Below are 12,235 nucleotides of genomic sequence, written 5' to 3' on the forward strand. Positions count from 1 at the left end.
CGCTTATCATAACGCATGATAATTTGAATTTTTTTAATACTGATTAGGTAATATTATGTCTACATCGGATGCACAGCATTCTGCAGATTTAAGTGCAGAAACAGTTTCAGCTATTGCCAACCTTGCACGGTTATCTCTCAATGATACGCAATCTGCTGAATATGCTCAAAGTTTAAATAAAATTTTAGGCATGATGGAAACCCTGAAAGGCATCAATACCGATGGTGTTGAACCCCTGAAAAGCCCTTTCGACCACCCTCAGCCGCTACGTGATGATGTGGTTACCGAAACCAATCATCGTGAACAATACCAAGCAGTTGCACCAGCTGTTCAGGATGGCTTGTACCTCGTACCGCGCGTGATTGAGTAATTACTACCCAGTTCATTCTTTTTATTAAATTAAACGTAAAGAATTATTTCTCATGACAGATTTACATCGCTTATCCATTCGTGAACTTAGTGAAGGTCTGGCAAATGCCCAGTTTTCATCTCGCGAATTGACTGAACACTACTTAAAGCGCATTGCAAAAATTGATGCACAGGTCAAGGCTTATGTGACAGTAACTGCTGAACAGGCGTTGGCTGAAGCTGATGCTGCCGATGCTGCAATCAAAGCTGGCAATGCCTCTGCCCTGACTGGTGTGCCAGTTGCCCACAAAGACATTTTCTGTACCCAGGGCATCAAGACCACTGCCGGTTCTAAAATGCTGGACAATTTTATCTCTCCTTACGATGCAACCGTAGTAGCGAAAGGCAAAGCTGCGGGCCTGGTCACTTTAGGTAAAGTGAACATGGACGAATTCGCGATGGGTTCGACCTCTGAGAACTCATATTACGGCGCAACGGCTAACCCCTGGAACTTGGGTCATGTCCCTGGCGGTTCTTCTGGTGGCTCTGCAGCAGCTGTGGCAGCGGATTTAGCACCATTTGCAACCGGTACTGATACTGGTGGTTCTATTCGCCAACCTGCGTCATTCTGTGGCCTCACCGGCCTTAAACCGACCTATGGCCGTGTATCGCGTTTCGGTATGATTGCCTATGCATCATCACTGGATCAAGGCGGCCCAATGGCGCGTTCGGCTGAAGACTGTGCTTACCTAATGAATGTCATGGCCGGCCATGATACAAAAGATTCAACCTCAATGGACAAAGACGTTGATGACTATGTGGCAAATCTGAACGCTACATCGGTAAAAGGTTTGCGCATCGGTATTCCAAAGCAATACTTCAATGTGGAAGGTCTGGATGCAGACGTAAAAGCACGGGTTGAAGAATCCTTAAAAAAACTGGAAGAGATGGGCGCGTCTTTGGTTGAGATTGATCTCGATATGACTGAAAGCTATGTGCCGACTTACTATCTGATCGCGCCTGCTGAAGCTTCTTCGAATCTGTCACGTTATGACGGCGTGCGTTATGGCTACCGCGCAGAAAACCCGGTGGACCTGATGGACCTGTACAAACGTTCACGTTCAGAAGGTTTTGGTGCAGAAGTGCAACGCCGTATCCTGATTGGTACCTATGCCCTATCTGCAGGTTATTACGATGCTTACTATGTAAAAGCACAGAAAGTACGCCGTCTGATCCAGCAAGATTTCCTCAAAGCATTTGAATCTGTTGATGTCATCGCTGCACCTTCTGCGCCAACGACTGCCTATAAAATTGGTGCGGATTTAACGCCGGTTGAAATGTATCTGGGCGATATTTATACGCTTGCGGTAAACCTGGCAGGTCTTCCTGCGATTAACGCGCCTGTCGGTTTTGACCAGAACAACTTGCCAGTTGGCTTACAGCTGATTGGGAATTACTGGTCAGAATCTCAATTGTTGTCTGTGGTATACCAGTACCAGCAAGCAACAGATTGGCATACAAAACGCGCTGCAATTGCTGAGGAGAACGCATAATGGCTCAAGCTCAAAAATCGGCTAAACCGAAATCCAACCTGATCGATGGTTGGGAAGTCGTTATTGGTATCGAGATTCACACTCAGCTTGCCACCAATACCAAAATTTTCTCAGGTTCATCGACTGTTTTCGGTAATGATCCAAATACCCAAGCTAGCCTGGTTGATTTAGCTATGCCGGGCGTATTGCCGGTATTGAACAAAGAAGTGGTTGATCTTGCGATTCGCTTTGGTTTGGGCATCGATGCGTATATCGACCAAGCCTCTGTATTTGCACGTAAAAACTATTTCTACCCTGACTCGCCTAAAGGCTACCAAATTAGCCAAATGGACAACCCGATTGTGGGCTTGGGTCATATCGACATCCAGCTTGAAGATGGCACAGTGAAGCGCATTGGTGTAACCCGTGCGCACCTTGAGGAAGATGCTGGTAAATCGATCCATGACCAGTTTGAAGGTATGTCTGGTATCGACTTAAACCGTGCCGGTACGCCGCTGCTTGAAATCGTCTCTGAACCGGATATGCGTTCAGTTGAAGAAGCGGTTGCATACATTAAAGCGATTCACACGCTAGTGCGCTGGTTAGGTATTTCCGACGGTAACATGGCGGAGGGTTCGTTCCGCTGTGACTGTAACGTGTCTTTACGTCGTCCGGGTCAACCGTTTGGTACACGTTGTGAATTGAAAAACCTCAACTCATTCCGTTTCATTGAACAGGCGATCAATGTTGAAATTGAACGTCAAATGGAAATTCTGGACTGGGATGGCACCATTGATCAGGAAACACGTTTATTCGATCCTGTGAAGATGGAAACCCGTTCAATGCGTTCTAAAGAAGAAGCCAACGATTACCGCTACTTCCCCGACCCAGACTTGTTGCCTGTGGTAATTGCTGATGAGCAAATCGAAGCAATTAAAGCGACCATGCCTGAGTTGCCTGCTGCACGTCGTGCGCGTTTTGTGGCGGACTTTGGTGTGACTGAGTACGATGCTCACGTATTAACCCTAACTCGTGAAATGTCAGAGTTCTACGAGGAAGTCGTCAAGGCTGCTGGTGGCGCTGCGCAAGGCAAAGTTTCTGCAAACTGGGTCATGGGTGAATTCTCGGGTGCGCTCAATAAAGCAGGTTTAGACCTTGCTGACTCTCCTGTATCTGCTGAAAAATTGGGTGGCATGATCGCACGTATTGTGGATAACACCATTAACGGCAAGATCGCGAAGCAAGTATTCGGCTTTATGTGGGATGAAGGCAAATCTGCGGACGAAATTATTGCGGAAAAAGGCTTGAAGCAGGAAACTGATACAGGCGCGATCGAAGCAATCATTAAAGAAGTACTTGCTGCCAACGAGAAGATGGTTGAAGAGTTTAAATCTGGTAAAGAGAAAGCTTTCAACGGTCTTGTTGGTCAAGTGATGAAAGCCGCGAAAGGTAAAGCAAACCCTGCGCAAGTGAATGAGTTGATGAAGAAATTGATTGGTTAATCTGATCTTTCTTTAAAAAGAAAACCCGCTTTAGAGCGGGTTTTTTTCATATTAAATCTAGGAAACTTTGATCTTCCTGATTATCAATTTCAACTTTACATTCTTGCAGCTGTTTTTCAAATTTTTTATAAATATTATCAATTAAGTTACTATTTTCATTACGAAAAAATTTTGACACTTTATTTATTTTGATTTCATGATCTAAAATTGGCATAGTTTGCATAAATCTATTTACACCATAATTATTAAGATTAATAAAAATTGCACTTGATGCTTCCCGACACGAAATTAAGTGATCATACAATAAATGATATAAATAATTACCATGCTTATCATCTAAGGTTTGAGTAATATCTACCATCGAAATTGTTGCTTCTACATAGTTCACAGTTTCATGTGAATTATCTAAATCTGCTTCCAAATGATAAACATCATACCCCTCCTCTAAAGAAACATTTAAGCTATTTTTAAAAGATTCAAGGTTAGGATAAATTTCAAAAAAACACTCTAATGATGGTTTTAATAAATACTTTTTATATCTATAACTATCAATTTCTGATAAAAATCTAATCTCAGATTTATATTTTTTTCCTTTTTCATCTAATAGTTTATAAGTCTGTTCAGCTAAGTCTTGAGGCCTTTTCTTAAAAAAAGAAGCCACAAAAAATTCCTGAATAGAGCGATGAATAAAACTGTAGTTATTACCATCACGAATAATTAAACATAAATTTTTACTAATATCTTCCAATAAAGCTGAAGGATCTTCTTTTGGGAATTTCTTAGTTATTGATTTTTTAATACATTCCAAAAGATCCTGTCTACTATTAAAAATTAATTTATTTTCATTTTTAGAAATAAAGCACAAAATTTCAAACCACTCTTGTAGCTCACTTTCATTTAAATTACTTTTAAATTCTCTCTGGTATCCTGGCTTAGTTCGATCATGCTTATAAATTAAAACACTAAATAACTCTTCATAAAATTTGGAAAGACTGTCAGGAATAATTAATTTTGCTCTATAAGTCATTACAAAAAGAGTAACCATTAAAGGAGTTTTTAATAACTCATCAACTTTTAATGGGCTTTCTTGCAAAGCATTTACAAGATTGTCGAATGAGTCATCATCATCTACAAGTTTTCTAATTAAACCTATTATTTCATCATCATCATAAGGTCTTATACTTAGTACCTTAAAAAAATTACTCGATTGAATGGCATTATCTGGTCGTGAAGTTATTACGATTTGAGTTTGTGGATATTGTTGACTAATACTCTCAAGATCTTTAATTACATTTGATACATCTTTTTCTTTTAACTCATCAAAACCATCAAGCAATAAAACAATTTTTCCAGATTTTAACACCCAATTTAATAATTCATCACTAACTGAAAAAACCCATGAACTAATTGCTTCTTTTATATGACTTAAAATCTCAGCTTTTTCATTTAATTTTCTTAATTCAATAAAAATTGGGATTCTTTTTTCCCCTTGATATTCCCTATAAGTCAAATATCTTAATAAAATTGACTTGCCTTGACCTGCAACACCCTCAATTACGAAATTTTTTAATGAAATATCTTCTATAGTTTCAGCTTTTATATACCCCTTATCGCTATTAATATAGGGTGGATAATAAAATAAATTTAAATCAATAGCTTCATCTCCTTTATAGATTGTTTTTACCTTCTTTATATTCTCTATTTTACTTTCTAACTTCCCAGAAATATCATTCAACTTTTGTTTTTCAAGATGAAATTTGGTTTCTTTTTTTACAAAATCATAAAGATCATTAAGTGGCTTATTTATCACTTTAAATAGAGCTGACAATGAAGGATCTACCATACAAAAACTCATTTTGAAATATTAATTATTGACCAAATAATAACTTATTTATAAAACACATTAAAGCCATGAATTTTCTAAAGATTAATTTCAAAACTCTTAAGTGTATCAATCCCTCAAAGTCGTTTTTTATACGTGACTAGTACCCTCATCCCCCGCCTTCTCTTGCACTTCGCTTAAAGCAGTGCTTTAAGCTCGTTCAGGGAGAAGGAGCTTTCATTACAAATTATTTGCCGTTATAAATTTAGTATTGAAAGTTCCCTCTCCTCTTAGGAAAGGGTTAGGGAGAGGTGATTAAGAATCCCAGTTCATAGTCCCACCTTATTCAGCAAATCCGGTGTCAAAAAAGTCTGTACCACACGATTTAAATCGATATAACGCAGCACACCTTTGAGCTGGTTATTGATTTCAGGATTCTTTAAAATTTCATCGCCTGTAGCTCTACCTAATGCCTGGAAACTATCGCCTACCGCCGGCAAACCTTCAGCCTGAATCACCGCTTTGGTCTGTGCTGAACATTGCTCCACTAAAATGCGTTGCAATACTGTCGCCAGATTCTTGTCTAATGCTTCCTTTTGAGTAGCGGTCACATTGCTAAAAGCCTTTAAGTCGGGATGATTGCCCAATGCCACAAAGGTCCATTGCAACACTGTCGTTTTATCGGTGGCTGTGGTGGATTTCATCAAACAGTCACTGAGCTGATCCACCGTTGGGCCAGCTATTGCAACCTGAGTCGCCCCAAGCAAAGTCGTTGCCAAGAATACTGCACGAAGACAAGATGAACCTTTCAAATTCATATCCATTTCCCTTTTCATCAGCTCAAGCTGCTTAAACAAAACAGCTTCTTTGTATCATGTAAAAGGCAGGCAAGCCTGTTATGACTCTGTAACCTAAAATCATGAACAAAAAAATCCCGACATCAGTCAGGATTTTTTCAGAATCTATTGATTCAATAACATGATTACCAAATTTTGATGCGTTTTTCTTCCGGTAAATACATGCCATCGCCCTGCTTCACCCCAAAGGCTTCATAGAATGGGTCTTGGTTCAGTAAGGTTGCACGCCCCCGAATAGCTGATGGTGAATGTGGATCAGTTTTAACCAGCTGTAATGCCATTTCAGGACGCATTTTCGCACGCCACGCTTGTGCCCAACCCAAATAGAAACGCTGATCGCCACTAAAACCGTCGATCTCAGGTGCAGGATGTCCATTTAAAGACAATTTATATGCTTCGTATGCCACCGCTAAACCGGAATTGTCGGCAATATTTTCACCTAAGGTTAATTCACCGTTCACCTTATAGCCCGGCAAGGCCTCATAGGCGCTGTATTGTTCCACCAAGGCTTTGGTTTTGGCTTTGAACTTTTTATTATCTTCTTCCGTCCACCAGTTTTTCATATTGCCTTCAGCATCAAAACGACTCCCCTTATCATCAAAACCATGGCTAATTTCATGCCCAATCACGGCACCAATCGCACCATAATTGACCGCATCATCGGCTTTCATGTCAAAGAATGGTGGCTGCAAAATGGCAGCAGGGAAAACAATTTCATTCGACAACGGATTGTAATAGGCGTTTACGGTTTGTGGCAGCATATGCCATTCTTCGCGGTCAACTGGCTTGCCCAGCTTGTTCATTTCGATGTCATAAATAAAACTGTTGGTACGCTGAATATTACCGATTAAGTCGCTATCTTTAATATCTAACTTGCTGTAATCACGCCATTTGTTTGGATAGCCAATTTTCACACTGAAACTTTTCAGTTTACGATGTGCCTGAACTTTGGTGGCATCGCTCATCCAGTCTAATTTATTGAGATTTTGCTCAAATGCCAGCAATAAATTGTCGACCAATTTCTCCATACGCTGTTTTTGTTCAGGCTGGAAATGTTTTGCCACATACACTTGTGCCAGACTTTCACCCAGAATCGCATTGGTCAAATCGACACCGCGTTTCCAACGCGCACGTTGCTCAGTCACTCCACGTAAGGTTTTGCTATACATGTCAAAGTTTGCATCGGCATAAGGTTGGCTTAAATATGCTGCATTACCATTAATCAGGTGAAATTTAAAATAGGTCTGCCATGAATTAATCGGTGTTTTTTCTAAAATTTGATTGAGATCTTCAAAATAGCTTTTTTGCGCCATAATCACGGTTTTGGTTTTTTTATCTAAGCCTGTGACTTTAAAATAGGTTTTCCAATCAAATGCCGGCACTAAAGTTTTTACATCTTTGAGTACATAGACATTGTACATTTTTTCTATATCGCGATTTTGCACGCTGTCCCATTGCACTTTGGCAATGTCGGTTTCTAACTGCAAAATTGTCTGCGCATGTGTGCTTGCTTCAGCTTCTGTTTCACCAGAAAGCATAAGCAGTTTTTCGATATATCTCACATATGCTTCACGTGCTATTTTTAATTTTTCATCGTCTTTTAAATAGTAATCACGATCAGGTAAGCCTAAACCGCTTTGTTCCATCATTACCGCCATTTGATCGGACTTTTTCAAGTCTTGCATCACACCAAAATCAAAAGGTGTGGTAACCCGAGTTTTCGCAAATTCCGCGACCAACAACGTAAAGTCTTTTGAGGTTTTCATAGCTGCAATTCTGGCTAAATCTGCTTTAAGTGGCATTAAGCCTTTAGTATCTAAAGTCTTAGTGTCCATAAAGCTGGCATATAGGCTACCGACTTTTTGTTCATTGGTTCCATAAGCGGATTTTGTTTTGGCCAGGTCTTCGACAATGGCATGCAACTGCTGAGTCGAATTTTCACGTAACTGGGTAAATGCACCCCAGTTTGGCATGTCAGATGGAATATCTTCGTGTTCTAACCAGTGCCCGTTCACATGTTGATAGAAGTCCTGTTGTGGAGCGATTTTTTTATCAAAGTATTGCTGGTTTACACCTGAGCTTAATTGTTGCGCCACAACAGTTTGATCTGAAGCATAATTTGCAGTTGAAACCAATAATAAAGCACTAACTAGTGTTGTTTTTAGAAAAATTTTCAAAGCTGACTATCCTTGCGCTTCACTGCGCAGTTTAATTTAAATATGTATGTTGATTTTATGATCAGACACTTAAGTCCTTATACGATAAGCAGCATATATGCCAATCTCTAAAAAAACGTTTGGCTCTATATAATACTCTTTTACAGAAAAACAGGGCTGTTTTCAGACTCACGGCCCCGCTTTTTAACCGCTACCAGATGGATATCCGTTTTTCTGGTGGCAAATACATCTTGTCACCTTCTTTAATTTCGAAAGCCTCATAGAAACTCTGTTGATTACGTACAGCGCCATTTCCACGCACGGGTTCCGGGGCATGGGGGGCAAGATTCAGACTATTCAACAGATATTCAGGATTACTCTTGCTGCGCCATACCTGTGCCCAGCCCATATAAAAGCGCTGATCCCCACTAAAGCCATCAATGACAGGTGCTGGCTGACTTTTAAGGGATAATCTATAAGCCATATGTGCGACCCCTAGCCCCAGGTTATCTGCAATATTTTCACTTGTATTTAATTCAGCATTTACCTTGTATCCGGGTAATGCTTCATACTGTTTATATTGCTCGACCAAGGCTTTGGTACGTTCATTAAATTTTTTACGGTCATGCTCGTTCCACTTTTCTCCACCCTTACCTTTTGCATCAAAATGACTGCCCTTATCATCAAAACCATGACTAATCTCATGTGCAATCACAGCGCCTATGGCCCCATAATTGACCGCAGGATCATGGCTTGTATCATAATAAAATGGAGGCTGCCAGATTGCCGCTGGTAACACGATTTCATTGAGTTGGGCGTTATAGTAGGCATTTACCGATTGCGGCAACATGTACCAGGTTTCCGGATCAATGGCCTGTCCTACCTTGTCCAGTTCACGTTGAAAATTTAACATTAGGGTACGCTGGATGTTTCCGATCAGATCATCTTTACGAATATCCAAGGCTGAATAGTCGCGCCATGTTTTTGGATAGCCAACTTTGACATTAATACTATCCAGTTTATGTCGCACTTCTCTTTTGGTATCCGCTCCCATCCAGCTGGCCTGATCAAGTTTTAGATGAAATGCTTTACGGATATTTTCCACCATTTCCAGCATGGCCGGGCGTTGTGTTTCATCAAAATACTTTTCTACATAAAGCTTGCCAAGAACATTCCCTAAAATGCCGTTGGTCAGTTCAAGAGCAGATTCATCACGTGGAGAACGCGTTTGGATTCCATTCAAAGCAGTATCATAAAAATCAAAATAATGTTTCTGAAAAACTTCAGTTAAATATGGTGAATAACTGTTGATCAAATTAAATTTCAAATAGGTTTGCCAGGTTTCGATCGGAATGACCTTCCATAATTCGTCCAGTTGTCGTAAATAATCAACCTGAGAGATAGCAACCTCTTTTCCCATACCTTTTAGGCCTAGTTCTGAAAAATAACTCATCCAGTCAAAAGAAGGCATGAAGGTAATAACATTTTTAGGTGCAAAGACATAGGCTTTCACCTCATCATGGCGTAACTCCGTGGCTGACCAGCTAATTTTTGCCAATGCCTTTTCCAAAGCCAGGATGGTGCGTGCATCTTCAATCGGCTTGGGCTGACCGGCAAAATTTAAGGTATTGGCAACATACAGCAGATAAGTATTCCGAAGTTCCTGATGGCGTGGTTGCTCGCTCAAATAAAAATCACGGTCAGGCATGCCCAATTCACCCTGCCCCACAAACATCATAGCCTTTGAAGACGCTTTTCGGTCCTGATGAAAATCGGTAGAAAATGGCAAGTTCAGGTCAATTTTTTCTGCATAGGCAAAGAATTCTGCCAGATCTTTTTTAGTCCTGATATTTTCAATCCGCTGCAAGTCTTGTTGTAATCCTGCTAACCCAATGTGTTCCAGACGTTTGCTATCCATATAACTGGCGTATAAATCTGCGACTTTTTGTTCATTGCTGCCTTGCGGATGCTGCTTTTTAGCCAGTTCATTAAAAATGGTAAATAACTGATGACTTGACTTCATACTCAATTCGGCAAATGCACCTGATAGGGCCTGATCTTCAGGAATTTTTGCAGTTTTCAGCCAGTTTCCATTCACGAACTGATAAAAATCCTGCTTTGGGTCTACTGTCCTATCAATAGAGCTAAGATCAATTGCGGACTTTAAGTAAGTCGTAGTCACTGCATGATTCATTGGTGAAGCTAGAAACGCACCCATAAAAATCAAGTGACTTAAAATATGTTTTCTCAAGCGATAAATCTCATTATTTTATATGGTTGAAATCAATTGGTTTTTTATTTTTTAACGCATTGTCCTCTATATTCAAAACTGAATAGTTTTAAGCAAAGGATGTACCAATATAACTTATTATATATGGTTGAATAATCTTAAATTTAATCGACAGAAATAATAAATAAATTCCAGATAATGACTACTACCTGATATGAAAGCTTCTTTTTACTTCTGACCTGCTAAATTTTTTTAATATCACCATACCAGTCATTATTCATTTTTCTAACTCCATAAAAGCAAAATCTTTTATCAGTTTTAGAGCTATTTTAAATATTCTCTATCTCGATGCTTATAAGCATAAATCAAATTATTTTTCATTTCGATCGCCTGAAAAAAAAGATGCACGCTCTCTTTTTTCAGGCGCTAAAATTTTCACGAAAAGATCTTAAAGTTACTTGATCTGTCTTAACATATTTTTTGCACCACTATGATTAAAGTTATTGGCTAAATTTTGCAGAATTCGCTTGGATTGAGCTTTAGCATTCGGGAAACGGCTGGCATAGACCGGAATACTGTTCAGGCAGCGCGCGACCAGCATCCCTGATTCAGTATAGACACGGGTCCCTTCTGTGCCCTGCAATTTCCCATAATTATAGGCACGCTGTGCGTTGTTACAGGCATTGTTAAGATTCTTGCCGCTGTTAATATCACGACGTGCCGACACATAACTTTTCATCTGTTGTTGCTGAGGTGTTTCTGCCACCACAGCACGAGCGGATGCCGCCAGCTGTCTTTTTTCTGCTTCTTTTTTCTCCAGCTCTCTTCTTTCTAATTCCTTGCGCTCTACTTCTTTTCTCTCCAGATCTTTGACCGCTAATTCTTTAAGTTCCTTGGTATTCTTTGCAGCCGAAGCTTTATTAGTAGTGGTATTTTTGAGCGAGGAAGCCATATTTTTTTCAGCTGCAAGCTTGGCTTTAGGACGATAAAAGTTTTGGGCTTTGGAAAGACTCATAAGTTGGATGAGTAATCGAACACTGCGCGTCTGGCTGGTTTTATCAACCTGCCGCTCAGAAATCGGCTCAATCGAAACAATCCAGCTTTCTGTCAGATCATCCATACGACACTGATAGGCACCACTTCCCTGGACAACACCTCGATTACTGCTCAATCGTTTGCGTTGAGCCACATCTGCTACAGCACTAAAAGTACTTTTGTACAGCAGAGAAAATTTACCGCCCTGTTCATGACAATATTGCGTCAGTATGGACCGAGGATACATCGCCTGAGTGGTATTATTTTTCTGTGCTTGCCCCCAAAGATAAACATAATCTTTTGCACTACCATCACGTTGATTTAAAGCCCGTTTGGCAATTAGCTCGTCAGGACTGGCAAAAGGATGTAAAACCTCTGTTTTCATCCGGTTCATGCTATTACAACCGACTAAACTCGCTGCCCCTATTATTAGAATAATTACTTTTAGCTTCTCAGCAAACATCTCAACCCCAAACCCCTGTATAACAAAGCGAAAATAGCACAAAACCATAAACACAAGATATTGATAATTATAAAATTTAAACGGTAAAAAAATACATATCCGTCTCAAGTCTGCTAATTGTGCCAAGCTTCACATGATAAAAATTGACACAAGTATCATTATTAACCCAGATCAAATAATAAACAATACTATATAGGACTCAAGAAAAAGAAAGAAAAAACACATAAAAAACCGAAGAAGGCGGTGATTCCTTCTTCGGCGGCTTATTCAGATAACGCTACAGAGCTTTA

Annotated in this window: 8 protein-coding genes; 3 read left to right on the forward strand and 5 right to left on the reverse strand. The window is 39.9% G+C overall.

Annotated features, from left to right (window positions below):
- Window positions 1–55: 55 nt before the first annotated feature.
- The 3 genes from gatC to gatB are packed head-to-tail and all read left to right on the forward strand — an operon-like array spanning window position 56 to window position 3,382.
- Entirely contained in the window at window positions 56–370 is a 315-nt protein-coding gene (gene gatC / locus AY605_RS06995) for an Asp-tRNA(Asn)/Glu-tRNA(Gln) amidotransferase subunit GatC (protein ID WP_064095715.1), read from the forward strand.
- Window positions 371–422: 52 nt separating this feature from the next.
- Entirely contained in the window at window positions 423–1,901 is a 1,479-nt protein-coding gene (gene gatA, locus AY605_RS07000) for an Asp-tRNA(Asn)/Glu-tRNA(Gln) amidotransferase subunit GatA (RefSeq protein ID WP_064095716.1), read from the forward strand.
- A complete protein-coding gene (gene gatB / locus AY605_RS07005; protein ID WP_064095717.1) occupies window positions 1,901–3,382 on the forward strand; it encodes an Asp-tRNA(Asn)/Glu-tRNA(Gln) amidotransferase subunit GatB in 1,482 nt (493 codons plus the stop codon). The genes gatA and gatB overlap by 1 nt, the downstream gene beginning before the upstream one ends.
- A 46-nt stretch (window positions 3,383–3,428) precedes the next feature.
- On the opposite strand, the gene AY605_RS07010 is transcribed toward gatB, so the two are convergent.
- From AY605_RS07010 to AY605_RS07030, 5 genes are all read right to left on the reverse strand, one after another.
- Window positions 3,429–5,225 carry an NACHT domain-containing protein gene (locus tag AY605_RS07010; RefSeq protein WP_064095718.1) on the reverse strand — a complete coding sequence of 599 codons (1,797 nt, stop codon included), beginning with the start codon at window positions 5,223–5,225 and terminating at the stop codon, window positions 3,429–3,431.
- Between the two features lie 308 nt (window positions 5,226–5,533).
- Window positions 5,534–6,022: a hypothetical protein gene (locus AY605_RS07015; protein ID WP_064095719.1), complete on the reverse strand. Its 489-nt coding sequence runs from the start codon at window positions 6,020–6,022 to the stop codon at window positions 5,534–5,536.
- A gap of 164 nt (window positions 6,023–6,186) precedes the next feature.
- Window positions 6,187–8,238 (reverse strand): M13 family metallopeptidase, encoded by a 2,052-nt coding sequence (locus AY605_RS07020; RefSeq protein WP_064095720.1) that lies wholly within the window; start codon window positions 8,236–8,238, stop codon window positions 6,187–6,189.
- Between the two features lie 190 nt (window positions 8,239–8,428).
- Entirely contained in the window at window positions 8,429–10,468 is a 2,040-nt protein-coding gene (locus AY605_RS07025; protein ID WP_064095721.1) for a M13 family metallopeptidase, read from the reverse strand.
- Window positions 10,469–10,901: 433 nt separating this feature from the next.
- Window positions 10,902–11,876, reverse strand: coding sequence for a hypothetical protein (locus AY605_RS07030; protein WP_064095722.1), 975 nt, complete (start codon window positions 11,874–11,876; stop codon window positions 10,902–10,904).
- Window positions 11,877–12,235 lie beyond the last annotated feature (359 nt).

The organism is Acinetobacter sp. SFD (assembly GCF_001647575.1).
In the GTDB taxonomy this organism is placed as follows: Bacteria; Pseudomonadota; Gammaproteobacteria; order Pseudomonadales; family Moraxellaceae; genus Acinetobacter; species Acinetobacter pecorum.

Bases quoted from the DNA above. Each gene is read 5' to 3' on its own strand.
- gatA (WP_064095716.1), top strand. From the start codon at position 423: ATGACAGATTTACATCGCTTATCCATTCGTGAACTTAGTGAAGGTCTG.
- gatB (WP_064095717.1), top strand. From the start codon at position 1,901: ATGGCTCAAGCTCAAAAATCGGCTAAACCGAAATCCAACCTGATCGAT.
- AY605_RS07015 (WP_064095719.1), bottom strand. From the start codon at position 6,022: ATGAATTTGAAAGGTTCATCTTGTCTTCGTGCAGTATTCTTGGCAACG.
- AY605_RS07030 (WP_064095722.1), bottom strand. From the start codon at position 11,876: ATGAACCGGATGAAAACAGAGGTTTTACATCCTTTTGCCAGTCCTGAC.
- gatC (WP_064095715.1), top strand. From the start codon at position 56: ATGTCTACATCGGATGCACAGCATTCTGCAGATTTAAGTGCAGAAACA.
- AY605_RS07010 (WP_064095718.1), bottom strand. From the start codon at position 5,225: ATGGTAGATCCTTCATTGTCAGCTCTATTTAAAGTGATAAATAAGCCA.